24 protein-coding genes and 1 pseudogene are annotated in these 25,672 nt (G+C 66.2%); all 25 read left to right on the forward strand.

Annotation, left to right across the window (positions count from 1 at the left end):
- A pseudogene (sdhB, locus tag J8I34_RS23470) lies at nucleotides 1-77 on the forward strand (succinate dehydrogenase iron-sulfur subunit); the annotation flags it as partial.
- A gap of 78 nt (nucleotides 78-155) precedes the next feature.
- Nucleotides 156-443 (forward strand): FAD assembly factor SdhE, encoded by a 288-nt coding sequence (locus J8I34_RS23475; RefSeq protein WP_029050110.1) that lies wholly within the window; start codon nucleotides 156-158, stop codon nucleotides 441-443.
- 43 nt (nucleotides 444-486) lie between these two features.
- Nucleotides 487-1,788, forward strand: a complete 1,302-nt coding sequence (gltA, locus tag J8I34_RS23480; RefSeq protein ID WP_029050111.1) for a citrate synthase — start codon at nucleotides 487-489, stop codon at nucleotides 1,786-1,788.
- Nucleotides 1,789-2,329: 541 nt separating this feature from the next.
- Nucleotides 2,330-3,445, forward strand: coding sequence for a branched-chain amino acid ABC transporter substrate-binding protein (locus J8I34_RS23485; protein ID WP_029050112.1), 1,116 nt, complete (start codon nucleotides 2,330-2,332; stop codon nucleotides 3,443-3,445).
- Nucleotides 3,446-3,530: 85 nt separating this feature from the next.
- Nucleotides 3,531-4,457 (forward strand): high-affinity branched-chain amino acid ABC transporter permease LivH, encoded by a 927-nt coding sequence (livH, locus tag J8I34_RS23490; protein WP_209807123.1) that lies wholly within the window; start codon nucleotides 3,531-3,533, stop codon nucleotides 4,455-4,457.
- A gap of 14 nt (nucleotides 4,458-4,471) precedes the next feature.
- Nucleotides 4,472-5,752: a high-affinity branched-chain amino acid ABC transporter permease LivM gene (locus J8I34_RS23495; protein WP_029050114.1), complete on the forward strand. Its 1,281-nt coding sequence runs from the start codon at nucleotides 4,472-4,474 to the stop codon at nucleotides 5,750-5,752.
- On the forward strand, nucleotides 5,749-6,516 hold the full coding sequence (livG, locus tag J8I34_RS23500) for a high-affinity branched-chain amino acid ABC transporter ATP-binding protein LivG (protein WP_029050115.1): 768 nt from the start codon (nucleotides 5,749-5,751) through the stop codon (nucleotides 6,514-6,516). The genes J8I34_RS23495 and livG overlap by 4 nt, the downstream gene beginning before the upstream one ends.
- Nucleotides 6,516-7,217 (forward strand): ABC transporter ATP-binding protein, encoded by a 702-nt coding sequence (locus tag J8I34_RS23505; protein WP_029050116.1) that lies wholly within the window; start codon nucleotides 6,516-6,518, stop codon nucleotides 7,215-7,217. The genes livG and J8I34_RS23505 overlap by 1 nt, the downstream gene beginning before the upstream one ends.
- 353 nt (nucleotides 7,218-7,570) lie before the next feature.
- Nucleotides 7,571-8,980 carry a 3-isopropylmalate dehydratase large subunit gene (gene leuC / locus J8I34_RS23510; protein WP_029050117.1) on the forward strand — a complete coding sequence of 470 codons (1,410 nt, stop codon included), beginning with the start codon at nucleotides 7,571-7,573 and terminating at the stop codon, nucleotides 8,978-8,980.
- A 14-nt stretch (nucleotides 8,981-8,994) separates the two neighbouring features.
- A complete protein-coding gene (locus tag J8I34_RS23515; RefSeq protein ID WP_029050118.1) occupies nucleotides 8,995-9,126 on the forward strand; it encodes an entericidin A/B family lipoprotein in 132 nt (43 codons plus the stop codon).
- 10 nt (nucleotides 9,127-9,136) lie between these two features.
- A complete protein-coding gene (leuD, locus tag J8I34_RS23520) occupies nucleotides 9,137-9,787 on the forward strand; it encodes a 3-isopropylmalate dehydratase small subunit (RefSeq protein WP_029050119.1) in 651 nt (216 codons plus the stop codon).
- Nucleotides 9,788-9,808: 21 nt separating this feature from the next.
- Entirely contained in the window at nucleotides 9,809-10,876 is a 1,068-nt protein-coding gene (gene leuB, locus J8I34_RS23525) for a 3-isopropylmalate dehydrogenase (protein WP_029050120.1), read from the forward strand.
- Between the two features lie 101 nt (nucleotides 10,877-10,977).
- Nucleotides 10,978-11,109, forward strand: coding sequence for a hypothetical protein (locus tag J8I34_RS35280; RefSeq protein ID WP_012353360.1), 132 nt, complete (start codon nucleotides 10,978-10,980; stop codon nucleotides 11,107-11,109).
- A gap of 90 nt (nucleotides 11,110-11,199) precedes the next feature.
- Nucleotides 11,200-12,336, forward strand: a complete 1,137-nt coding sequence (gene asd / locus J8I34_RS23530) for an aspartate-semialdehyde dehydrogenase (protein ID WP_209807124.1) — start codon at nucleotides 11,200-11,202, stop codon at nucleotides 12,334-12,336.
- A 275-nt stretch (nucleotides 12,337-12,611) separates the two neighbouring features.
- A complete protein-coding gene (locus tag J8I34_RS23535; protein WP_209807125.1) occupies nucleotides 12,612-15,461 on the forward strand; it encodes a motility hub landmark protein FimV in 2,850 nt (949 codons plus the stop codon).
- A gap of 128 nt (nucleotides 15,462-15,589) precedes the next feature.
- Nucleotides 15,590-16,408 (forward strand): tRNA pseudouridine(38-40) synthase TruA, encoded by an 819-nt coding sequence (gene truA, locus J8I34_RS23540; RefSeq protein WP_029046262.1) that lies wholly within the window; start codon nucleotides 15,590-15,592, stop codon nucleotides 16,406-16,408.
- A complete protein-coding gene (locus tag J8I34_RS23545; protein ID WP_029046263.1) occupies nucleotides 16,395-17,117 on the forward strand; it encodes a phosphoribosylanthranilate isomerase in 723 nt (240 codons plus the stop codon). The genes truA and J8I34_RS23545 overlap by 14 nt, the downstream gene beginning before the upstream one ends.
- 125 nt (nucleotides 17,118-17,242) lie before the next feature.
- A complete protein-coding gene (gene trpB, locus J8I34_RS23550) occupies nucleotides 17,243-18,436 on the forward strand; it encodes a tryptophan synthase subunit beta (protein ID WP_029046264.1) in 1,194 nt (397 codons plus the stop codon).
- On the forward strand, nucleotides 18,436-19,347 hold the full coding sequence (locus J8I34_RS23555) for a DNA-methyltransferase (RefSeq protein ID WP_029046265.1): 912 nt from the start codon (nucleotides 18,436-18,438) through the stop codon (nucleotides 19,345-19,347). The genes trpB and J8I34_RS23555 overlap by 1 nt, the downstream gene beginning before the upstream one ends.
- Before the next feature lies 1 nt (nucleotide 19,348).
- Complete coding sequence (gene trpA, locus J8I34_RS23560; protein ID WP_029046266.1) at nucleotides 19,349-20,149, forward strand: tryptophan synthase subunit alpha; 801 nt, start codon at nucleotides 19,349-19,351, stop codon at nucleotides 20,147-20,149.
- A 175-nt stretch (nucleotides 20,150-20,324) separates the two neighbouring features.
- Nucleotides 20,325-21,197 (forward strand): acetyl-CoA carboxylase, carboxyltransferase subunit beta, encoded by an 873-nt coding sequence (gene accD / locus J8I34_RS23565; protein WP_029046267.1) that lies wholly within the window; start codon nucleotides 20,325-20,327, stop codon nucleotides 21,195-21,197.
- A gap of 147 nt (nucleotides 21,198-21,344) precedes the next feature.
- Complete coding sequence (gene folC, locus J8I34_RS23570) at nucleotides 21,345-22,655, forward strand: bifunctional tetrahydrofolate synthase/dihydrofolate synthase (RefSeq protein WP_209807126.1); 1,311 nt, start codon at nucleotides 21,345-21,347, stop codon at nucleotides 22,653-22,655.
- 67 nt (nucleotides 22,656-22,722) lie between these two features.
- Nucleotides 22,723-23,457 (forward strand): SPOR domain-containing protein, encoded by a 735-nt coding sequence (locus J8I34_RS23575; protein WP_029046269.1) that lies wholly within the window; start codon nucleotides 22,723-22,725, stop codon nucleotides 23,455-23,457.
- 43 nt (nucleotides 23,458-23,500) lie between these two features.
- Nucleotides 23,501-23,998: a CvpA family protein gene (locus J8I34_RS23580; RefSeq protein ID WP_029046270.1), complete on the forward strand. Its 498-nt coding sequence runs from the start codon at nucleotides 23,501-23,503 to the stop codon at nucleotides 23,996-23,998.
- A gap of 109 nt (nucleotides 23,999-24,107) precedes the next feature.
- Complete coding sequence (purF, locus tag J8I34_RS23585; RefSeq protein ID WP_029046271.1) at nucleotides 24,108-25,637, forward strand: amidophosphoribosyltransferase; 1,530 nt, start codon at nucleotides 24,108-24,110, stop codon at nucleotides 25,635-25,637.
- The last annotated feature ends 35 nt before the right edge of the window (nucleotides 25,638-25,672 follow it).

A 25,672-nucleotide genomic window follows, 5' to 3' on the forward strand; every position in this document is an offset into this window, starting at 1 on the left:
ACGTGTGCCCGAAGGGTCTGAACCCGACCAAGGCCATCGGCAAGATCAAGGAGCTGATGGTCCGCCGCGCGGTGTGATCCTGCGGCTGTCTAAGTAGTAAGCGGCGCGTCAGCCAGAGCGGCTATATCTGGCGGGCGCGCCGAAAGTAGGAAGCCATGACCGAGAGTCCTGCCACCACCTTCTCCCATCAGGCCGATCCGCACAAGCGCGCACGGTTGCGCTGGCGTGCCCGCCGCGGCCTCCTGGAGAACGACATCATCGTCGAACGTTTTTTCAACCGTTACGAGGAGAGCCTGTCCGACGAGGATGTGGCTTCGCTGAGCCAGCTGTTCGAACTCAGCGACAACGAGTTGATGGACCTGCTCCTTGCCCGCAAGGAACTGGACGGTGAGCTCGACACGCCCCCGATGCAGCGCGTAGTGAACCTGCTGCGTACGGTCTGAGTTTTGGTCAACATTATTATTCACAGCATTTGAAGGATCCGACATGACGCCGTCCGATGTGAAAGCCACGCTATCGTTCTCCGATGGTTCCCCCAGCGTTGAGCTGCCGATTTATACGGGCACCGTTGGCCCGGACGTGATCGACATTCGCAAGCTGTACGGACAAACCGGTAAGTTCACCTACGACCCCGGTTTCATGTCGACGGCTTCGTGCAATTCGAAGATCACCTACATCGACGGCGACAAGGGCGAGCTGCTGTACCGCGGCTACCCGATCGAGCAACTGGCGCAGAAGTGCGACCACCTCGAGACCTGCTACCTGCTGCTCAAGGGCGAGCTGCCCAACGCCAAGCAGAAGGAAGAATTCGTCGGCCACGTGATGAACCACACCATGGTTCACGAGCAGCTGCAGTTCTTCATGCGCGGTTTCCGCCGCGATGCCCACCCGATGGCCGTGCTGACCGGCCTGGTGGGTGCCATGAGCGCGTTCTACCATGACGCGATGGACATCGACGATCCGCACCAGCGCGAGATCTCGGCCATCCGCCTGATCGCCAAGATGCCGACCATGGTCGCCATGGCGTATAAGTACAACATCGGCCAGCCGTACATTTATCCGCAGAACGACCTGTCCTATTCGGGCAACTTCCTGCGCATGCTGTTCGGCACGCCGTGTGCGCCGTACACCGTGAACCCGGTGCTGGAGCGCGCGCTGGACCGCATCTTCATCCTCCACGCCGACCACGAGCAGAACGCCTCGACCTCGACCGTGCGCCTGGCCGGCTCGTCGGGCACCAACCCGTTCGCAGCCATCGCCGCCGGCGTCGCGTGCCTGTGGGGCCCGGCCCACGGCGGCGCCAACGAAGCCGCGCTGAAGATGCTGGAAGAGATCGGCAGCGTCGACAACATCGGCGAGTTCATCAAGCAGGTCAAGGACAAGAACTCGGGCGTGCGCCTGATGGGCTTCGGCCACCGCGTGTACAAGAACTACGATCCGCGCGCCAAGCTGATGCGCGAAACCTGCCATGAAGTGCTGAACGAGCTGGGCCTGCACAACGACCCGCTGTTCAAGCTGGCCATGGAGCTGGAAAAGATCGCGCTGGAAGACGAGTACTTCGTCAGCCGCAAGCTGTACCCGAACGTCGACTTCTACTCGGGCATCGTCCAGCGCGCGCTGGGCATCCCGACGTCGCTGTTCACCTGCATCTTCGCGCTGGCCCGCACCCCGGGCTGGATCTCGCAGTGGGAAGAGATGATCACCGATCCGGAATACAAGATCGGCCGTCCGCGCCAGCTGTTCGTCGGCGCCGCCACGCGCGACGTGCCGGACGTGGCCAAGCGCTAAGCGCAGTTCATCCGATCCGCTGCGCAGTGCAGCAATTGCAGACGCCCCGGCCCGCCGGGGCGTTTGTCTTTTCTGCGTCGGTGCGCCTTGTGCAGTGCAACGACGGCAAGGGCAGGAAATTGCACCTTGACTGGTCCGGGCCGCAATTAGTGGAAAATTGTGTCGCGTTTTCCCAATGGGGTTCCGCATTTATTGTGCGATTGTCGCGTAGCGCAGGAAATTTGACCCTATAATGCGGGCTGCTTTGCCGACGGCAGCCGGGCCATCCCTCCGGCATGCGGTGCGGCAAGCGGGGCAGGCGAATCGCTTGCGCAATAGAGAACGCATCAAACGTTGTCTTTCCGAACCTTGGTCCCCATACCACAGCGGGGACTGACACATGCCGGGCCCCGCACAGCTTCTTCTTCCTTGCAGGCCTGTCTTCCGCGTTCGGGGCGGCGCTTCTGCCAGTCCCGATCCCAGTAGTCCGCGGGTGTTGTTCGATTGCGCAGGTCATTCCGTTTCTGCCCGGATGACCCAAACATAAATCGAGGAGCTCCTGATGACGCTGTCCCGTCTTACGACCATTTCGCTGGCTGCCATGCTGGCCACCTTTGGCGCCGCAGCCAACGCCGAAACCGTGAAGATCGCCATTGCCGGCCCGATGAGCGGCTCGGTGGCGCAATACGGCGACATGGTCAAGGCCGGTGCGCTGACCGCCATCGAACAGATCAACGCAGCCGGCGGCGCCGGCGGCAACAAGTTCGAGGTGGTGATGATGGACGACGCCTGCGAACCGAAGCAAGCCGTCGCGGTGGCCAACAAGATCGTCAGCCAGAACATCAAGTACGTGATCGGCCATGTGTGCTCGGGTTCGACCATCCCCGCCTCGGACATCTACGAGAACGAAGGCATCGTGATGGTGACGCCGTCGGCCACGGCGCCGCAGCTGACCGAGACCAGGAAGCGCAAGTTCATCTTCCGCACCATCGGCCGCGACGACCAGCAAGGCCCGGCAGCCGCCCAGTACATCATCGGCAAGATCAAGCCGAAGAAGGTTGCCGTGCTGCACGACAAGCAGTCGTACGGCCAGGGCATTGCCAGCTCGGTGAAGAAGGACCTGGAAGCCGCCAAGATTCCGGTGGCCGTGTTCGAGGGCATCAACGCCGGCGATTCGGACTACTCCGCCGTCATCACCAAGCTGAAGTCGCAGGGCGTGGACTTCGTTTACTTCGGCGGCTACCACCCGGAAATGGGCCTGCTGCTGCGCCAGGCGCGCGAGCAGGGCGTGAAGGCCGCCTTCATGGGCCCCGAGGGCGTGGGCAACAAGGACGTGACCGCGATCGCCGGGCCGTCGTCGGAAGGCATGCTGGTGACGCTGCCGGCCGACTTCTCGGCCGACCCGGCCAACGCCGGCCTGGTGAAGGCATTCGCCGACAAGAAGCGTGACGCCAACGGTCCGTTCCAGATGCCGTCCTATGCCGCCGTCAAGATCATCGGCGACGCCATCGCCGGCGCCAAGAGCACCGACCCGGCCAAAGTCTCGGCGTACATGCACAAGAACGCCTTCACCACCCCGATCGGCAAGGTCGAGTACGACGACAAGGGCGACCTGAAGTCCTTCAAGTTCGTGGTCTACACCTGGCACAAGGACGCAAGCAAGACCGCCGCAAACTAAGCAGGCGCTCCCTTCCGCACACGCCCCGCCCGTACCCCGGGCGGGGCGTTCTGGTATCGGGCTTCAAGTTCCTGAGGCTTCCCCAATGAATGAATTCCTCCCACAGTTCACCCAGCAGCTGGTCAACGGCCTGACGCTGGGTGCGATCTACGCGCTGATCGCCATCGGCTACACAATGGTCTACGGCATCATCGGCATGATCAATTTCGCGCACGGCGAGATTTACATGATCGGTGCCTATGTCGGCCTGGTCACGCTCACCGCGATCGGCGCCCAGGCGGGCTACCCCCTGCCGCTGGTGCTCGGCGCCGCCTTGCTGGTCTCGGTGCTGGTCACCGGCGTCTACGGCTTTGCGGTCGAGCGGGTGGCATACCGGCCCCTGCGCGGCGGTCCGCGGCTGGTGCCGCTGATCTCCGCCATCGGCATGTCGATCTTCCTGCAGAACTATGTGCAGATCGGGCAGGGCGCGCGCGACGTGTCGGTGCCGGTGCTGATCTCCGGCGCCATCGAGTTCCAGATGGGCGGCGACTTCACCGTGACCGTGCCGTATTCGCGCCTGCTGATCGTGGGCGTGACGCTGGCGATGATGGTCGCGCTGACGCTGTTCATCGGCCGCTCGCGCATGGGCCGCGCCTGCCGTGCCTGCGCTGAAGACATGCGCATGGCCAATCTGCTCGGCATCGACACCAACAAGGTGATCTCGTTCACCTTCGTGCTGGGCGCAATGCTGGCCGCCGTCGGTGGCATGCTGATCGGGCTGAGCATCGGCAAGCTCAATCCCTTTATCGGCTTTATCGCCGGCATCAAGGCCTTTACCGCGGCGGTGCTGGGCGGTATCGGCAGCATCCCGGGCGCGATGCTCGGCGGCGTGCTGCTGGGCCTGGCGGAAACCTTCGCCTCGGGCTACATGCCGGCCGAATACAAGGACGTGGTCGCATTCAGCCTGCTGGTGCTGGTGCTGCTGTTCCGTCCGACCGGGCTGCTGGGCAAGCCTGATGTCGAAAAGGTGTGAGGGAGGGCGAGACCATGACTAACCAAGTTTCTGCGATGTCCGCCGCACAGGTAGCGCGCGGCGCCATGCCGGGCCAGTCGCTGAAGAACGCGATCACGGCGGCCGTGATGACGGCGATCCTGACCATTCCGATCCTGGGCCTGCAGCTCAGGCTGGAAGGCTACAAGGTGGTGCTCGAGCCGCACTGGCGCCCGGTGTGGATTGCCGTGGCGGCGGTGTTCCTGTTCCAGCTGTTCAAGCCCATGCTGTCGCGCGCCGGCAGTGCCGTGCGTTTGCCGTCGGTGCCGCAGCTCGGCGCGCGGCAGCAGCGTGCGGCGATATGGGTGCTGCTGGCGGTCGGGCTGGTGTGGCCGTTTTTCGGCTCCCGCGGCGCGGTGGACGTGGCCACGCTGGCGCTGATCTACGTGATCCTGGGGCTGGGCCTGAATATCGTGGTGGGCTATGCCGGCCTGCTCGACCTGGGCTATGTCGGCTTCTACGCGATCGGCGGCTATACCTATGCGCTGCTGAACCAGCACTTCGGGCTCGGCTTCTGGGAATGCCTGCCGATCGCCGCGGCGATGTCGGCTACCTTCGGCTTCCTGCTGGGCTTCCCGGTGCTGCGGCTGCGCGGCGACTACCTCGCGATCGTGACGCTGGGCTTCGGCGAGATCATCCGCCTGCTGGCCAACAACCTGACCAGCCTGACCGGGGGGCCTGATGGTGTCTCGGGCATTCCGAAGCCGTCAGTGTTCGGCATCGAGATGGCGCGCAACGCCAGCGTGGAGGGTGCCAGGACCTTCCATGACCTGATCGGCCTGGACTACAGCGGCCAGCACATGGTGATCTTCCTGTACCTGCTGGCGCTGCTGCTGGTGGGCTTCACGCTGTTCGTCACCAGCCGACTGATCCGCATGCCGATGGGCCGTGCGTGGGAAGCGCTGCGCGACGACGAGATCGCGTGCCGCTCGCTGGGCCTGAACCCGACCCGCATCAAGCTGTCGGCGTTCACGCTGGGCGCATCGTTTGCCGGCATCGGCGGCGCCTTCTTCGCGGCGCGCCAGGGTCTGGTCAATCCGGAATCGTTCACCTTCATCGAGTCGGCGCTGATCCTCGCCGTGGTGGTGCTGGGCGGCATGGGCTCGCAGCTGGGCGTGATCCTGGCGGCAATCCTGCTGACAGCGCTGCCCGAGGTGGCGCGCGGCTTTGCCGAATACCGCATGCTGATCTTCGGCCTGGTGATGGTGCTGATGATGATGTGGCGTCCGCAGGGCCTGCTGCCCGCGAGCCGTCCGCACGTGGAGCTTCCCCGATGAGTGCAGAACTGCTGAAAGTATCCGGCCTGCAGATGCGCTTCGGCGGACTGCTGGCCGTGGACGGCATCGATTTCGATGTCCGCAAGGATGAGGTCTTCGCCATCATCGGTCCCAACGGCGCCGGCAAGACCACGGTGTTCAACTGCGTCGGCGGTTTCTACAAGCCGACAGCGGGCGAGGTTACGCTGGACGGCCATGCCATCGCCGGCCTGCCCAGCCACAAGGTGGCGCGGCAGGGCCTGGTGCGGACCTTCCAGAACATCCGCCTGTTCAAGTCGCTGACGGTGGTGGAGAACCTGCTGGTGGCGCAACACCTGCAGGTGCAGTCCGGCATCCTGCGCGGCCTGTTTGCCACCCCGGCCTATCGCCGTGCCGAGCGTGAAGCGCTGGAGCGCGCCGCGCTGTGGCTGGAGCGCATGGGCCTGACCAAGGTTGCCAACCGCGAGGCCGGCACGCTGTCGTACGGCCACCAGCGCCGGCTGGAGATCGCGCGCTGCATGATCACCAGGCCGCGCCTGCTGATGCTGGACGAGCCCGCCGCCGGCCTGAATCCGCAGGAAAAGGTCGAGCTGCAGCAGCTGATCGACCAGCTGCGCCGCGAGTTCGGCATTGCCGTGCTGCTGATCGAGCACGACATGAGCCTGGTGATGGGGGTCTCCGACCGCATCCTCGTGATGGAGCACGGCAAGCCCATCGTTACGGCCAAGCCCGACGAAGTGCGCAACGACCCGCGCGTAATCAAGGCCTACCTGGGAGAGGACTGATGCTGAAGCTGGAACAGGTCCATACCCATTACGGCGCCATCGAGGCGCTGTCGGGCGTATCGATCGAAGTCAAGAAAGGGGAGATCGTCACCCTGATCGGCAGCAACGGCGCCGGCAAGACGACGCTGATGATGACCGTGTGCGGCACGCCGCGCGCCTCGAGCGGACGCGTGCTGTTCGAGGGCAAGGACATCACCAACCGCTCGACGCACGAGATCATGCGGCTGGGCATGGCGATTTCGCCCGAGGGCCGTCGCGTGTTTCCGAGCCTGACGGTGCTGGAAAACCTGAAGATGGGTGGCTTCTTTGCCAGTCGCGACGAGATCGAGGCTGGTATCGAGCACGTCTTCAAGCTGTTCCCGCGCCTGAACCAGCGTGCCAGCCAGCGCGCCGGCACCATGTCGGGCGGCGAGCAGCAGATGCTGGCGATCGGCCGCGCGCTGATGAGCCGGCCCCGGCTTCTGCTGCTGGACGAGCCCACGCTCGGCCTCGCGCCGCTGATCATCGCGCAGATCTTCGACATCATCCGGACCATTCGTGACGAGGGCGTCACCGTGTTCCTGGTCGAGCAGAACGCCAACAAGGCGCTGCAGGTGGCGGATCGCGGCTATGTGCTGGAAACCGGCAAGGTGGTGCTGGCCGATACGGGTGCCAACCTGCTTGCCAACGACAGGATCAAGGCCGCCTACCTGGGCGGCTGACGCCGGGAGGGCCGCCGCCCTGCAACGGGGCGGCGGCCCGCCAACGATTCGTTTTCGTGATCGGCGAAAGCCCCCTTTCGCCAATCACATTACATCCCAGGCGCCGTCCCGGCCGGGCAGGGCGCTGATCCCCATATCCCCTGTGGCATAATCGATTGCCAAGTCAAGCATTGCGGCAACGCTTGAAATAACGCTCGCTTCAGGCGGCTTCCGGCGCGATCATCGCGATTGATCGCGATCGACGCCCGTGTTCGCCGCCGCGACCGAAGCGAACAAAAAACCCCTGCAAACTACTGCGCGGTCACCGCGGACTTCTCCTGCCAAGGATCGGTCATTCGGCCCGCCATCGCACCATGGCCAAGACGCTCTACGACAAACTCTGGGATGACCACACCGTCCACGTCGAGGAAGACGGCACCACGCTGCTCTATATCGACCGCCACCTGCTGCATGAAGTGACCAGCCCGCAGGCGTTCGAGGGCCTGAAGATGGCGCAGCGTCCGGTATGGCGCATCAGCGCGAACCTGGCCGTGTCGGACCACAACGTGCCGACCACCGACCGCAGCCAGGGCATTGCCGACCCGGTGTCGAAGCTGCAGGTCGATACGCTGGATGCCAATTGCGACAGCTATGGCATCACCCAGTTCAAGATGACGGACCATCGCCAGGGCATCGTGCACGTGATCGGGCCGGAGCAGGGCGCGACGCTGCCTGGCATGACGGTGGTGTGCGGCGATTCGCATACCAGCACGCACGGCGCCTTCGGCGCACTGGCGCATGGGATCGGCACCTCGGAAGTCGAGCACGTGCTGGCCACGCAGACGCTGCTGGGCAAAAAGGCGAAGAACATGCTGGTCAAGGTGGAAGGCAAGCTGCCGCGCGGCTGCACCGCCAAGGACATCGTGCTGGCCATTATCGGCAAGATCGGCACCGCCGGCGGCACCGGCTACACCATCGAGTTCGCCGGCTCGGCCATCCGCGACCTGACCATGGAAGGCCGCATGACCGTCTGCAACATGGCCATCGAGGCGGGCGCGCGCGCCGGCCTGGTGGCGGTGGACGACGTCACGCTGGAATACGTCAAGGGCCGCCCGTACGCGCCGCAGGGCGTGGAGTGGGAGCAGGCCGTGGCTTACTGGCGCACGCTGCATTCGGACGCAGGTGCCAAGTTCGACCAGGTGGTCGAGCTGCGTGCCGAAGAGATCCGCCCGCAGGTGACCTGGGGCACTTCGCCGGAAATGGTCATCAGCATCGAAGACCGCGTGCCGGATCCCGAGAAGGAAAAGGACCAGACCAAGCGCAACGCGATGGAGCGCGCGCTGGAGTACATGGGCCTGCAGCCCAATGTGCCGGTCGAGAGCATCAATATCGACAAGGTTTTCATCGGCTCGTGCACCAACAGCCGTATCGAGGATATGCGCGCCGCTGCGTGGGTGGTGCAGAAACTGGGCCGCAAGGTTGCGTCCAACGTGAAGCTGGCGATGGTGGTGCCGGGTTCGGGCCTGGTCAAGGAACAGGCCGAGCGCGAAGGCCTGGACAAGATCTTCAAGGCCGCCGGCTTTGAGTGGCGCGAACCAGGCTGCTCGATGTGCCTGGCCATGAATGCCGACCGCCTGGATCCGGGCGAGCGCTGCGCGTCGACCTCGAACCGCAACTTCGAGGGCCGCCAGGGCGCCGGTGGCCGTACCCACCTGGTGAGCCCGGCGATGGCAGCCGCTGCCGCCATCGAAGGCCATTTCGTCGACATCCGCAAGCTGGGCTGAGCGGAGCGCGGCAAATGAAAAGGACCCTGATCGCACTGCTGGCATGCTTGGGCATGCTGCAGCTTGCCGGCTGCAACACCATGGCCGGACTGGGCAAGGACACGCAGGCCGCCGGCCGCTCGCTCGAGAGCGCGGCGAAGAAGTAAGGAAAGAGACATGGAAAAGTTCACCGTACACAGCGGCCTCGTGGCGCCGCTCGACCGCGAGAACGTCGACACCGACGCCATCATCCCGAAGCAGTTCCTGAAGTCGATCAAGCGCACCGGCTTTGGCCCCAACCTGTTCGACGAGTGGCGCTACAAGGATGTCGGCGAGCCGGGCATGGACAACAGCAAGCGTCCGCTGAACCCGGACTTCGTGCTGAACCAGCCGCGCTACCAGGGCGCGTCGATCCTGCTGGCGCGCCGCAACTTCGGCTGCGGCAGCTCGCGCGAGCACGCGCCGTGGGCGCTGACGCAATACGGCTTCCGCGCCGTGATCGCGCCCAGCTTTGCCGACATCTTCTTCAACAACTGCTACAAGAACGGCTTGCTGCCGGTGGTGCTGAGCGAGCAGCAGGTCGACCACCTGTTCAACGAGACCAACGCGTTCAACGGCTACCAGCTGACCATCGACCTGGACAAGCAGGTGGTGCTCACGCCGTCGGGCCAGGGCTATGAATTCGACATCGCCCCGTTCCGCAAGTACTGCATGCTGAACGGTTTCGACGATATCGGCCTGACCCTGCGCCATGCCGACAAGATCAAGGCCTATGAGGCCGAGCGCGTGGCGAAGATGCCGTGGCTGAACAACCGCCTGGTCGGATAAGACTCAACGAGGAAGACAACAATGAAGATCGCAGTCCTGCCGGGTGACGGCATTGGTCCCGAAATCGTTGCAGAGGCCGTCAAGGTCCTGAACGCGCTCGACGAGAAGTTCGAACTGGAAACCGCGCCGGTGGGCGGCGCCGGCTACGAGGCCGAAGGCCATCCGCTGCCGGAGAACACGCTCAAGCTGGCCAAGGAAGCCGACGCCATCCTGTTCGGCGCCGTCGGCGACTGGAAATACGACAGCCTGGAGCGCGCGCTGCGCCCGGAGCAGGCCATCCTGGGCCTGCGCAAGCACCTGCAGCTGTTCGCCAACTTCCGTCCGGCGATCTGCTATCCGGAACTGACCGGCGCCTCGAGCCTGAAGCCCGAGCTGGTGGCCGGCCTGGACATCCTGATCGTGCGCGAACTGAACGGCGACATCTACTTTGGCCAGCCACGCGGCCTGCGCGAAGCGCCGGACGGCCTGTTCAAGGGCGAGCGCGAAGCCTTCGACACCATGCGCTACAGCGAGCCGGAAATCCGCCGCATCGCGCATGTGGCGTTCCAGGCCGCGGCCAAGCGCGGCAAGAAGCTGTGCAGCGTCGACAAGGCCAACGTACTCGAGACCTTCCAGTTCTGGAAGGACATCGTGATCGATGTCAGCAAGGAATATCCGGAAGTCGAGCTGTCGCACATGTATGTCGACAACGCGGCCATGCAGCTGGTCAAGGCGCCCAAGAGCTTCGACGTGATCGTCACCGGCAACATGTTCGGCGACATCCTGTCGGACGAGGCCGCCATGCTGACCGGCTCGATCGGCATGCTGCCGTCGGCGTCGCTCGATGCGAACAACAAGGGCCTGTACGAGCCGTCGCACGGCTCGGCGCCGGACATCGCCGGCAAGGGCGTGGCCAATCCGCTGGCCACCATCCTGTCGGCGGCGATGATGCTGCGCTACTCGCTGAACAAGGCCGAGCAGGCCGACCGCATCGAGAACGCCGTCAAGAAGGTGCTGGCCCAGGGCTACCGCACCGGCGATATCCTGACGCCGGGCTGCAAGCAGGTCGGCACCCGCGAGATGGGTGAAGCGGTGCTGGCGGCACTGTAAATCACAACCCCAAAAGGGCACCGCTGCGGCGGTGCCCTTTGTTTTATTTGTCTCCGATTTCCACGCTGCGGCAGCGCCGCAAAATCGTGTAGACTCTGCGAATGGCCCGATTTTCCCAGTCCACCCTGACTGCTGTTGTCGCCCTGACCGCCACCCGCGGCCCGGTCGGCACGATTTCGCTCGGCCAGACCGCAACGACGATTAAAACCATTATTAAAACCGCGATCGCCTAGATCCGTTCGTCGTGCCTGCCCGTCTTCCCCGCGCAGCCACGCCGGGCGAGGAAAATGGCGGGGAAGTAAAAATCACATCCGAGGTAAATCATGATTGTAGGTCTCGTCGGTTGGCGGGGTATGGTCGGCAGCGTCCTGATGCAGCGCATGCAGGAAGAGCGTGATTTCGACCACATCGAGCCCGTCTTCTTCAGCACGTCCAACGCCGGCGGCAAGGCGCCCGCCATGGCCAAGAACGAAACCACGCTCAAGGATGCCAACGACATCGAGGCACTGAAGAAGTGCGACGTGGTGCTGACCGCCCAGGGCGGCGACTACACCAACGAGGTCTTCCCCAAGCTGCGCGAGGCGGGCTGGAAGGGCTACTGGATCGACGCGGCCTCGTCGCTGCGCATGAAGGACGATGCCATCATCGTGCTGGATCCGGTCAACCAGGGTGTGATCAAGGATGCCCTGTCCAAGGGCGTGAAGAATTTCGTCGGCGGCAACTGCACGGTCAGCTGCATGCTGATGGGCCTGGGCGGCCTGTTCCAGGCCGACCTGGTCGAGTGGATGACCTCAATGACTTACCAGGCCGCCTCGGGCGGCGGTGCGCAGCACATGCGCGAGCTGCTGACCCAGTTCGGCACGCTGAATGCGTCGGTCAAGTCGCTGCTGGATAACCCGGCCTCGGCCATCCTGGAAATCGACCGTACCATCCTGGCAACCCAGCACGGCCTGTCCGCCGACGAAACCAGGCAGTTCGGCGTGCCGCTGGCCGGCAACCTGATTCCCTGGATCGACAAGGACCTGGGCAACGGCCAGTCGCGCGAGGAGTGGAAGGGCGGCGCCGAAACCAACAAGATCCTGGGCCGCGGCGAAGGCTTCCTGGGCGCGACCGGTGCCACGCCGATCGCCGTGGACGGCCTGTGCGTGCGGATCGGTGCCATGCGTTGCCACTCGCAGGCGCTGACCATCAAGCTGCGCCACGACGTGCCGCTGGACGAGATCGAAGGCATGCTGGCTGCCCACAACCGCTGGGCCAAGGTGGTGCCGAATACCCGTGAAGCCAGCATGACCGACCTGACCCCGGCGGCCGTGACCGGCACGCTGACGATCCCGGTCGGCCGCCTGCGCAAGATGCAGATGGGCGGCGAGTACCTGTCGGCATTCACGGTCGGCGACCAGCTGCTGTGGGGTGCGGCCGAGCCGCTGCGCCGCATGCTGCGTATCCTGATCGAATCCTGATGGGAAGCTGCCTGGTTGCGGCCGTTGCAGCCAGGCAACAGAAAAGACCGCTTTGCCGACAACGCCGCGCCCACGCGCGGCGTTGTTGTATCCGGGCGCCTATTTTCCCGGGCGATGCGTCACAATACGCCGGCATGCGCCCCGGTCCGCAGGGATCGGCGCCTGCGCGCCGGCTGGTCAAGGGGTGCAGTCAGAATGCCCCGCCAGCCTGCCGGACCTGTCTATGGGGTCGGTTTGTCGATGTATATCGCTACTAAAACATAACGGAGCATAAGGTGAGTGTGAGCCAACATCGCCGGAAAGATGCGCCTACTGCCCGTCAGCGCTGGTCAACGCTGGCCGTCACGGCACTGGGCCTGCTGCTTGCGCAGCCGGCCGCATATGCCGCGGGGTTCGGGCAATTGCGGGTTCAGTCGAATCTGGGGCAGCCGCTGCAGGCTGAGATCGACATCAGCGGGGTCACGCCCGAAGAGGCCTCAGGGCTGAACGTCAGGCTGGCGTCGCCGGGGGCGTACGCGGCGGCGGGGCTGACCTACCAGCCCGCGGTCAGCTCGCTGCGCCTGGAGATCGAGCGCCGTCCCAACGGCAGCTATGTCGCCAAGGTCCGTTCGACGCAGCCGATCAGCGAGCCGTTCGTCGACATCCTGGTCGACATGAGCTGGTCCAGCGGCAAGGTGTCGCGCGCCTACACATTCCTGCTTGACCCCGCCGGGGCCAAGCCATCCAACGAGACCTACTCGCCGTCGACGGTGGTGCAGGCGGCAACGCCCGACGCCTCGCCCGCCACCGCGCCACAGCCCGCGGCTGCCGCGGCGCCGCAAGCGGCCGCACAGGAAGCGGCGCCTGCCGCCGAGTCCGCCCGTCCGGCAGCGCCCGTGCGCCCCGCACGGCAGGCCAGGCGCGCGCCGTCGGCGGCGCCCGCAGCCAGCGCCGACGTGGCACCCGGCGGTGGCTATACCGTCAAGCGCGGCGATACGCTGTATGGGATTGCCGGCGAGGCCGTACAGGGCGCCGAATCGGTGTCGTTGGACCAGATGCTGGTCGCGCTCTACCGCAACAATCCCAACGCCTTTATCGGCGGCAACATGAACCGGCTGCGCAGCGGCGCGGTGCTGCAGGTGCCGACCCAGCAACAGGCACAGTCCGTCACGCCCAAGGCCGCGCGCCGCGAGGTGGTCGCGCGTACGCAGGGCTTCGACGCCTATCGCAGCCGCCTGGCGAGCGCCGCGGCGGCCAAGTCGGTCGAGCCCGACAGCGGCCGCCAGCAGTCCGGCAACGTGACGGCGCGCGTGCAGGAACAGGCGGCCCCGACCGATGGTCCGCGCGACGAACTGAAACTGAGCAAGGCCGAGCGGGGCGCGCAGGGCGATGCCGCCGCCAAGGCCGAAGCCAATGTCGCGCGCGATCGCCAGGTCAAGGAAGCCGAGGCGCGTCTGGCGCAGCTGGAAAAGAATATCGGCGACATGCAGAAGCTGCTCGAGCTGAAGAACGCCGAGATCGCCAAGCTGGGCCAGGCCAACCAGGCGGCGCTGGCCGACAAGGAAAAGGAAAAGGCGGCCGCGGTGGCCAAGCCTGAAGCAGCCGCGCCGAACGTGGTGGCTGCCCAGGCGCCGAAGGCCAATGCCGCAGAACCGGCCGCAGCGGCGGCAACTGCCGCCGCCGCAGTGCCCGATGCCGCCAGTGGCGCCGCGGCGGCAGCGCCCGCCGTGGCCGCCGCCGAGGCTTCGGCGCCGCAGGCTGCTGCAGCGGCTGCCGCGCCGGCATCGGCCCCCGCCCCCGCAGCCAAGCCGGCGCCGCCTGTGGTGGCGCAGCCCGCACCGGTGCAGGAGCCGTCGTTCCTCGACGGCCTGCTGGCCAACCCGATGCTGCTGCCCGGCGGCGGCCTGCTAGTGGCGCTGCTCGGCGTCTACGCGATCTATCGCCGTCGCCAGCAGCAGAAGCAGGGCGAGGCGACCGGCTTCGGCGACAGCATCCTGTCGCAGGAAAGCACGGTGATGGCCGGCTCCAATTCGTTGTTCGGCGCCGCCGGCGGCCAGAGTGTCGACACCTCGCAGCACAGCGTGTTCGGTGCCGATTTCCGCATCGGCAACAACACGCCGGACGCCAACGAGGTCGATCCGATCGCCGAGGCCGAGGTCTATATCGCTTATGGGCGCGATGTGCAGGCGGAGGAAATCCTGCGCGAAGCCCTGGAGAAAAACCCGGAGCAGCAGCCGGTGCGGCTCAAGCTCCTGGAGATTTACAGCAACAGACAGGATGTGGAAGGTTTCCGCGTGATAGCAGAAGAAATGTTCGCCCAGACCGGCGGACACAGTGCGGAATGGCTGAAGGCAGCAGAAATGGGGCGTGCGCTCGAGCCGGGCAACGCGATGTACCTGGCGGTGACGCCGGAGGCCGCGGGTCCGGATACGGCCTCGCCGGCGACGGACCAGTGGCGCACGCAGGACCCGTCGCAGGATCCGGCTTCGATCCCGCGACTCGAGCCCTCGCTGGGCGACCTGGCGTTGCCGCTGGACGCCTTCCCGGCGCCCGCGGCGGGCGACCCGATCGTGGCGCCGGCGTCGGCGGCCATGGTGTTCGGTGCGGATTCGGACCCGACCGAGCCGGCCGTGCGCCTGGACGGCGGGCTGCACCTGGATTTCCCGGCCCGCGCCGGCGATCCGCTGGCCGACCCGCTGGCTGACCCGCTGGCTGACGATAGGGACGTGCCGCGCCTGGATACGCCGACGCGCTCGCGCCCGCTGGAGTTCGACATGTCGGGCCTGTCGCTGGACCTGGGCAGTGATCCGTCGGCCACCGGGGGCTCGCCGGGCGCGGCGGACGAAGCTTTCGCCCCGCTGCCTGCGACGACCCTGCTGCGCGACGGCAAGCTGGCCGCGCCGATCGACCTGTCGCGCGTGCCGGACGAAACCAATCCCGACACGGCCCGCGGCGTTTCGCCCAGCACGCTGTCGACCGATGGCGTCGACGGCGGCCGCGACATGCAGATCAAGCTGGACCTGGCACGCGCCTATATCGAAATCGGCGACAAGGAAGGGGCCCGCGAGCTGCTGCAGGAAGTGGTCGAGCAGTCGCAGGACCCGCTGCAGGCCGAGGCCCGTTCGCTACTGCTGGAAGTGGCCTGAGCTATCATTGACGGTCCGCCGCGGCACGCGCTGCCGCGGCATGAAGCGATGCGCCGGAAGCGTCCCTTCCGGCGCATTTGCTTTTCCGGCGCGCATTGCCTGCCCGCCGCCATGCTTTTTCCCCTGACATGAACCGCATCGCACTTGGCCTGCACTACGACGGCGCCGCCTTTTCCGGGTGGCAGTCGCAGCCGCACCGCAATACCGTGCAGGATCACCTCGAAGACGCCATCGAGCGCTTCGCCGGGGTGCGCCTGCTGACCACCGTGGCGGGGCGCACCGATACCGGCGTGCACGCGCTGGGGCAGGTGATCCACCTGGATACCGAGCTGGAACGCGAGTCCTTTTCCTGGGTGCGTGGCGTCAATGCCTTTCTGCCGCCATCGATCGCGCTGCAGTGGGCGCTGCCGGTCGACGAAGGCTTCCATGCCCGCTTCCTGGCGTACGAGCGCATGTATTACTACGCGCTCTACACCGGTCCGCACCGGGTGCCGATGGTTCATGGCCGCGCCGGCTACCAGATGCTGCCACCCGGACAACGGCTCGACGTGGACGCCATGCGCGAAGCCGCGGCGTATCTGATCGGCGAGCACGACTTTTCCGCCTTCCGCGCCGCCGAGTGCCAGGCCAAGTCGCCGGTCAAGACCATGTATGACGTCACCATCCGCGACGACGGCAACTGGGTGTTCCTGCGCTTTCGCGCCAGCGCCTTCCTGCACCATATGGTGCGCAATCTGATGGGCTGCCTGGTGGCGGTGGGCCGTCGACGCTACCCGCCGCAATGGCTGGCGCAGGTGCTGGCCGGGCAAGACCGCAAGCTGGCAGCGCCCACGTTCATGCCGGACGGCCTCTACCTGGTCGGGGTCAAGTATCCTGATGCTTACCCGATCCCCGCGGCCGACCCATCCGCGAGCTTGTTCCATGGAGTGTTTGATGACGCAGCCTGAGGGCAGTCCGGTGCACCTGCCGCAGCGTACCCGCATCAAGATCTGCGGCCTGACCCGCGAGGACGACGTGCGCGCCGCCGTCGATGCCGGCGCGGACGCGATCGGGCTGGTGTTCTACCCGAAGAGCCCGCGCTACGTCGAGGTGGCGCAAGCCGCGGCGCTGGCCGAGGCCGCCGGGCCGTTCGTCGCGGTGACAGGCCTGTTCGTCAACGCCGAACTGGAAGACATCGCCCACGTGGCGGAGCGTGTGCCGTTGACGCTGCTGCAGCTGCACGGCGACGAAACCCCGCAGTTCTGCACCCAGGCCGCGCAGCGCTGCCGGCTGCCATTCCTGCGCGCCGCCCGTGTCCGTCCGGGGCTCGATTTGGTAGAATTTGCCGATCAATACCGTGATGCCGCTGCCTTGCTGCTCGATGCCTTCGTCGAAGGCTACGGCGGTGGCGGCCACGTCTTCGACTGGACCCTGATTCCTCCGGCATGGCTTCCGCCCAATCCTCCGGTTACGGCAACCGGCAACCCGAACGCAAGCGGCGCTCCTCGCATCGTTTTGAGTGGTGGGTTGAACGCGCAAAACGTCGCTGGCGCGATTGAACGCGTGCGGCCCTACGCTGTGGACGTCAGCAGCGGGGTAGAGGCCGCCAAGGGCGTGAAAGACCACGCCCGCATTGCCGAGTTCGTGCGCGCTGTCCGCAGCGCCGAGGCCGGATGAGCCGGATCGAAGCCCGATCCCTTGCCCACCCCGTGTCGGCCGCTTCAAGGCGGCCATCGCGCACACCCAGTCAACTACGCGCCCTTGCCGGCCAAGGCAAGGCCGCTGTTCCGAAGAGCCTAGACATGTACGACCTGCCCGATTCCCGTGGCCATTTCGGCCCCTATGGTGGCACCTTCGTTTCCGAGACGCTGGTCCACGCGCTGGACGAGCTGCGCGAAGCCTATGCGCACTACCAGAAGGACCCGGAGTTCGATGCCGAATTCCGCCGCGAGCTGAAGCACTTCGTCGGCCGCCCGTCGCCGATCTACCACGCGCAGCGCTGGAGCGAGACGCTCGGCGGCGCGCAGATCTACTTCAAGCGCGAAGACCTGAACCACACCGGCGCGCACAAGATCAACAACGTCATCGGCCAGGCGCTGCTGGCCAAGCGCATGGGCAAGCCGCGTGTGATCGCCGAGACCGGGGCGGGGCAGCATGGCGTGGCCACGGCCACCATCGCCGCCCGCTTCGGCATGGAGTGCGTGGTCTACATGGGCGCCGAGGACGTCAAGCGCCAGGCCGCCAACGTCTACCGCATGAAGCTGCTGGGCGCGACCGTGGTGCCGGTGGAAAGCGGCTCGCGCACGCTCAAGGACGCGCTCAATGAGGCCATGCGCGACTGGGTCACGAATGTCGAGAACACCTTCTACATCATCGGCACGGTGGCCGGCCCGCACCCGTACCCGATGATGGTGCGCGACTTCCAGTGCGTGATCGGCGAAGAGGCCAAAGTGCAGATGCCGGAGATGACGGGCCGCCAGCCGGATGCCGTGATCGCCTGCGTGGGCGGCGGCTCCAATGCCATGGGCATCTTCTACCCGTACATCGAGCACCAGGACGTGCAACTGATCGGCGTGGAAGCCGCCGGCGACGGCCTGGACACCGGCCGCCACGCGGCTGCGCTGATCGGTGGTTCGCCGGGCGTGCTGCACGGCAACCGCACCTATCTGCTGCAGGACGACAACGGCCAGATCATCGAGACGCATTCGGTCTCGGCCGGCCTGGACTACCCTGGCGTCGGCCCGGAGCACGCCTGGCTCAAGGACAGCGGCCGCGCGCAGTACGTGCCGATCACAGACGAGGAAGCGCTCAAGGCCTTCCACGACTGCTGCCGCATCGAGGGCATCATCCCGGCGCTGGAGTCGAGCCACGCGATCGCCTATGCCTGCAAGCTGGCACCGACGCTGCCCAAGGACAAGCTGCTGCTGGTGAACCTGTCCGGACGCGGCGACAAGGACATGCATACCGTGGCCGAGCGCGCGGGGCTCAAGCTCTGATGCGCGCGCTGCCCCACCCCCAGGGCCTCGCCATTGGCGGGGCCGACGCCTTGCCTGGCGCGTCCGGCGCACCGCCGCTGCAATTGTTCCAGGAAGACATGTTCGAGGGCATTGCCCGCCTGCCGGACGGCTCGGTCGACCTGATCGTCGCCGACCCGCCGTACGGGCTGGGCAAGGACTACGGCAATGATTCCGACCTGCTGTCGGGCCAGGCCTACCTGGACTGGTCCGAGCGCTGGATGGATGCGGTCGTGCCCAAGCTCGCGCCCAAGGGCACGCTCTACCTGTTCTGCACCTGGCAGTATTCGCCGGAGCTGTTCGTGATGCTCAAGCGGCGCCTGACGATGATCAACGAGATCATCTGGGACCGCCGCGTGCCCAGCATGGGCGGCACCACGCGCAAGTTCTCGTCGGTGCACGATAACATTGGCTTCTTTGCCAAGGCGCGCGACTACTACTTCGATCTCGACCCGGTCCGAATCCCGTACGACCCCGAGACCAAGAAGGCGCGCAGCCGTCCGCGCTTCGAGGGCAAGAAGTGGCTGGAGGTGGGCTACAACCCCAAGGACCTGTGGAGCATCTCGCGCATCCACCGGCAGGATCCCGAACGCGCCAACCACCCGACGCAGAAGCCGCTGGAGATCGTCGAGCGGATGGTGCTGTCGAGCTGCCCGCCGGGCGGCCTGGTGCTGGACCCGTTCGCGGGCAGCGGCACCACCGCGGTGGCGTGCCTGCGCCACGGCCGGCGCTTTGTCGGCTACGAGATCAACCCGGAGTACGTGCAGGTGGCGTGCGGGCGCGTGGCCGCTGCCGCGCAAGCCATGCCCGCAATCGAGCCTGACGCCACCCCAACCCTGGCCGCCGCCAACGACGACGCCTCGCCGGCGCCGCGGCCTCACCTGATTCCCTGATATGTCCCGTATCCAGAAGACGTTCGCGGCGCTGGCCGCGCAGCAGAAGAAGGGCCTGATTCCGTTCATCACCGCCGGTGATCCCGAGCCCGGCCTGACCGTGGCGCTGATGCACGCGCTGGTGGCGGGCGGCGCCGACGTGATCGAGCTGGGCGTGCCGTTCTCCGACCCGATGGCCGACGGCCCGGTGATCCAGCGCGCCTCCGAGCGCGCGCTGGCGCAGGGCGTGTCACTGACGCAGGTGCTGCAGTGGGTGCGCGAGTTCCGCCAGGCCAATGCCGAGACCCCGGTGGTGCTGATGGGCTACGCCAACCCGATCGAACGCATGGGCGAAGAGGCCTTTGCCAAGGCCGCGAGCGCGGCCGGCGTGGATGGCGTGCTGGTGGTCGACTATCCGCCCGAAGAGTGCGAGTCGTTCGCCGCGCTGATGCGCGACAACGGCATGGACCCGATCTTCCTGCTGGCGCCGACCTCCACCGACGCACGCATCGAGGCCGTGGCCAAGGTCGCCAGCGGCTATCTTTACTATGTCTCGCTCAAGGGCGTGACCGGTTCCGCATCGATCGACCTCGACAGCGTGGCCTCGCGCCTGCCGCTGATCAAGCAGCACGCCAACCTGCCGGTCGGCGTGGGCTTCGGCATCCGCGACGCGCAGACCGCGCGCGCGATCGGCAGCGTGTCCGACGCCGTGGTGATCGGCAGCCGCCTGGTGCAATTGCTGGAAGACACGCCGCGGGAACAGGCCGTCGCCACGCTGCAGGCGTTTATCGCCGAGATCCGCCAGGCGCTGGACGCGAAGTGATCTACTCCAAGCCCGGCGGGCATCGAGAAGTGACCTAATGTGCCTAATTCGCACGCCGCGCTTCGAGGTCACCGGCCCGCCGTGGTAAATTCGCGGGCTGATTCCCTGCCACCTGCCGAAGTTCGCCCTGACAGAGGGTTTGCCGGCGGCGCGCAGCTATCCGAAAGGAGCTTTCATGAGCTGGTTGGATAAACTCCTGCCCCCCAAGATTCAACAGACCGACCCCCGTACCCGCAAGGGCATCCCGGAGGGGTTGTGGGTCAAGTGCCCGTCGTGCGAGTCCACCCTGTACCGGACCGATGTCGAGGCCAACCTGCACGTCTGCCCCAAGTGCGACCACCACATGCGCATCAACGCGCGTGCGCGCCTGGACGCGCTGCTGGACGCCGAAGGCCGCTATGAGATCGGCCAGGAGATCGTGCCGGTCGACGCGCTCAAGTTCAAGGATTCGAAGAAGTACCCGGACCGCATCAAGGCGGCCATGGACGATACCGGCGAGACCGACGCCATGGTGGTGATGGGCGGTGCGATCCACACCATCCCGGTGGTGGCGAGCTGCTTCGAGTTCGAGTTCATGGGCGGTTCGATGGGCTCGGTGGTCGGCGAGCGCTTCGTGCGCGGCGCGCAGGCCGCGCTCGAGCAGAAGGTGCCTTTCATCTGCTTTACCGCCACCGGCGGCGCGCGCATGCAGGAGAGCCTGCTGTCGCTGCTGCAGATGGCCAAGACCACGGCCATGCTGAACCAGCTGAGCGCGAGCAAGCTGCCATTCATCAGCGTGCTGACCGACCCGACCATGGGCGGCGTGTCGGCCTCGTTCGCCTTCCTGGGCGACGTGGTGATCGCCGAGCCGAAGGCGCTGATCGGCTTTGCCGGCCCGCGCGTGATCGAGCAGACCGTGCGTGAGAAGCTGCCGGAAGGCTTCCAGCGCTCGGAGTTCCTGCTGCAGAAGGGCGCCGTCGACATGATCGTCGACCGCCGCAAGATGCGCGCCGAACTGGCGCAGCTGCTGGCACTGCTGCAGAAGCAGCCGGCCGACGCGGTGGCATAACGCCGCGAATATCGCTGTACTGAAGGCGCGGGTGGTTGACGCGCCTTTCGCCTTTTCTGGACGCCGGCGGCGCTGGTCCTTGACTTTGCGCCCGCCTGCCCGAATCTGGTAGCAAACGCTTTCCATCGCTTTCCTCGCCCACCTGAAATGCCTGTCTTCCACACGCTCCCCGAATGGCTCACCCATCTCGAAACCGCCCACCCCGTGGGCATCGACATGGGCCTGACGCGTATCACGCGCGTGAAGGAAGCCCTCGGCCTGCGCATTGACGCCACGGTCTTCACCGTTGGCGGCACCAACGGCAAGGGCTCGACCTGCGCCATGCTCGAGCGCATCCTGCTGGAAGCCGGCTACAAGGTGGGCTGCCATACCTCGCCGCACCTGATCTCTTTCAACGAGCGTGCGCGCCTCAATGGCGAGATGGCGACCGATGCGCAGCTGCTGCCGCACTTCGAGGCGGTCGAGCGCGCGCGCATCAGCTTTGCCGACCCGGTCAGCCTGACCTACTTCGAGTTCACCACGCTGGCGATCATCCATTTCTTCGCCGCTTCCGGCCTGGACGCGATCATCCTGGAAGTCGGGCTGGGCGGCCGCCTGGATGCGACCAATGTGATCGATACCGATTGCGCCATCGTCACCAGCGTCGACATCGACCATACCCAGTACCTGGGCAACACGCGCGAGGAAATCGGCTTTGAGAAGGCCGGCATCTTCCGTCCGGGCGTGCCGGCGATCTGCGGCGACCCGGTGCCGCCGAAGTCGCTGGTGGCGCATGCCGAGGCCATCGGCGCCGAGCTGTGGCTGGTGGGCCGCGATTTCCACTTCCACGCGGCCAAAGGCCAGGAACGCCAGCAATGGGACTGGAGCGGCGGTGGGCGCAAGCTCAACGGCCTGGGCTACCCCGCGCTGCGCGGCGCCAACCAGCTGCTGAACGCCGCCGCCGCGCTGGCCGCGCTGCAGGCCATGCGCCGGCAATTGCCGGTGAGCGCCCAGGAAGTGCGCAACGGGCTGGCGTTCGTCGAGCTGCCGGGGCGCTTCCAGGTGTTGCCGGGACGGCCCGCGGTGATCCTCGACGTGGCGCATAACCCGCATGCGGCCGCCACGCTGGGGCAGAACCTGGAGAACATGGGCTTCTTCCGCTACACCTATGCGGTGTTCGGCGCGATGCAGGACAAGGATATCGCCGGCGTGCTGCAGCACGTGGCCGACAAGGTCGACCACTGGTGCCTGTGCGACCTGCCCACCGAGCGCGCCGCCAGCGCTGCCGACGTGCTGGCGACGCTGGAGGGGGGCGGTTTCCGCGCCGGCCCCGACGCCACCGCCGCCTGCTTTTCCAGTCCGGAGGCGGCGTTCCGCGACGCCATGGAGAGAGCGACCGAGAATGATAGAATTCTGGTCTTCGGATCGTTCTATACCGTCGCCGGCGTGATGGCCTACCGGGCCACGCAAGCCAACTGACCTGGCACTGAGCGGCAAACGCAACGACCGGCCCCTGTCAGAGGGGGCTGTCGCACCGAACCAATTTATGGGCCTGCTTTCGCTGTTTTCTTCCCGCAAGGGCAACGACCCGGCACCAGAGCGTGCGCGCCGCCAGCGCAACGACCCGGGTGCAGGCATCGCCTCGTCGCGCCGTCTGGCCGACGAATATGCCGACGACACGCTCGATCCTGAATTCCCGCAGAAGCAGCGCGCACGCCGCCGCCTGATCGGCGCCGTGGTGCTGGTGGTGGCCGCGGTGATCGTGCTGCCAATCGTGTTCGAGACCAAGCCGCGCCCGGTGGCCGACGATGTCGCGGTCAAGGTGAGCGGCGGGCAGGGCAGCAGCAAGCCCCGTGTCGAGCCGCGCAAGGCCGATCCGCTGCCGCCGGCGCCGGCGGCCCGCAACGACGCGGCGGCGCTCGATGCCGGCGAGGAAATCGTCAATACGGCGGACAAGCCGGCCGACAAGCCCGTCCAGCGCGCCGAGGCCAGGGCCGACGCAAAGCCTGACGCCAAGGCTGAAACCAAGCCTGAGGCCAAGCCCCAGGGCAGCGGCAAGTACCTGATCCTGATTGGCGCATTCTCGTCGGAAGAGAAGGCGAAGACCTGGCTGGCCAAGCTCAAGGCGAGCAAGGTGCCGGCCTACGTGGAAAAGAAAGTGCTGGCCGACGGCGAGCGCATCCTGCTGCGCGCCGGCCCCTTCAGCGACCGCGACGCCGCTGATGCGGCCGACAAGCGCGTGCGCGCGGCAGGCCTGACCTCGAAGGTAATCGAACAGTAATGGGCTAGCGCTGCCTGGCGCATGGGCGCGGCAGCGAGCAACGATGCAGCCGACTTTCTTCGACTACGCCGTGGTCTTTATCCTGCTGGCCTCGGGCGCGCTGGGCGTGTTGCGCGGCCTGGTGCGCGAGGTGCTGTCGCTGATCGGCTGGGTGGTGGCGTTCTGGGTCGCGTTCCGCTACGGCGCGGTCGCCGCGGGCTGGATGCCCGAGTCGCTGCCCGGCGGCGAGCTGGCCCGCCACGCGCTGGGTTTCGTGGTGCTGCTGATCGGCACCGTGCTCGGGGCGTCGCTGGCCGGCATGGTGGTCGGGCAGTTGCTGGAGAGCACGGGCCTCAAGCCGGCGGACCGCGGGCTCGGGCTGGTGTTCGGATTGCTGCGCGGCGCGCTGCTGGTGATGGTGATGGTGACGCTCGCCAGCCTGACGAAATTGCCGGAAGAACCTTTCTGGCGCGATGCGGTGAGCCGCCCCTATGTGATGCAGGCCATGGAATCGGTCAAGCCATGGCTGCCGCCGGAGCTGGCGAAGTACGTCAAGACATGACATGAAGCCGGGCATGGTGCCCGGCCAGTAGTACGCAGGCCTTGCGGTCCGGAAGGATAGCCGGACCAGGCTGCGCCCCCTGATTCAAAGCCTTTCCTGGGAGCTTGGCATGTGCGGTATCGTCGGTGTGGTTTCAGCCACGCCTGTCAACCAACTGATTTACGACAGCCTGCTGTTGTTGCAACACCGCGGACAGGATGCTGCCGGCATCGCCACCGCCAACGGCAGTACTTTCCACATGTACAAGGCCAACGGCCTGGTGCGCGACGTCTTCCGTACCCGCAACATGCGCGGCCTGCCGGGCACCGCGGGCATCGGCCAGGTGCGCTACCCGACCGCCGGCTCGGCCTCGAGCGAGGAAGAGGCGCAGCCGTTCTACGTCAACGCCCCTTACGGCATCATCCTGGCGCATAACGGCAACCTGACCAACTGGCAGCAGCTGCGCGAGGAAATGTTCCGCCGCGATCGTCGCCACATCAACACGCACTCCGACACCGAAGTGCTGCTGAACGTGCTGGCCGACGAGCTGCAGCGCGCCAGCAACGGCATGGCGCTGGACCCGGAAATGATCTTCAAGGCCGTTTCGGGCATGCACCGCCGCGTGCGCGGCTCGTACGCCATCACGGCGCAGATCGCCGGCTACGGCATGCTGGCGGTGCGCGATCCGTTCGGCATCCGTCCGCTGTGCCTGGGCAGCGTCGAGACGCCGTCGGGCAAGGAGTGGATGGTTGCCTCCGAGTCCGTGGCGCTGGAAGGCATCGGCTACAAGTTCGAGCGCGACGTGGCGGCGGGCGAAGCGATCTTCATCGACCTGGATGGCAAGCTCTACAGCAAGCAGTGCGCCGACAACCCGGTGCTGACGTCCTGCATTTTCGAGTACGTCTACCTGGCCCGCCCGGATTCGTGCATTGATGGCGTGCCCGTCTACGACGCGCGCCTGCGCATGGGCGACTACCTGGCCGAGAAGATCCGCGAGGAAGTGTCGGCCGGCGACATCGACGTGGTGATGCCGATTCCCGACTCCAGCCGTCCGGCTGCCATGCAGGTGGCCAACCGACTGGGCGTGAACTATCGCGAAGGCTTCTTCAAGAACCGCTATGTCGGCCGCACCTTCATCATGCCGGGCCAGGCGGTGCGCAAGAAGTCGGTGCGCCAGAAGCTCAACGCCATGGGCGTGGAGTTCAAGGGCAAGAACGTGCTGATCGTCGATGATTCGATCGTGCGCGGCACCACCTCGTTCGAAATCGTGCAGATGGCGCGCGATGCCGGTGCCAACAAGGTGATCTTCGCCTCGGCCGCGCCGCCGGTGAAGTACCCGAACGTGTACGGCATCGACATGCCGACCCGCAGCGAACTGGTGGCGCACGGCCGCACGCACGAAGAGATCGCGAAGATCATCGGCGCGGACAAGCTGGTGTACCAGGACGTGGAAGCGATGAAACAGGCGGTGCGCGACATCAACCCGGCGCTGAAGGACTTCGATGCGTCGTGCTTCGATGGCCGCTATATCACCGGCGATATCGACGAGGCCTACCTGAACCGACTGGAGACCGCGCGCAGCCAGGCCGATCGCGACGGCACCGCCGGCGACACCGAGCGCTCGGCACTGCACCTGCAGCGTTCCGGCAATAACGAGTAAGCCGCGCGCCTGTCCCGCGAGCATGTCCGTTCGTT

The sequence above is a fragment of the Cupriavidus phytohabitans genome, assembly GCF_017815025.1.
Classification (GTDB): domain Bacteria; phylum Pseudomonadota; class Gammaproteobacteria; order Burkholderiales; family Burkholderiaceae; genus Cupriavidus.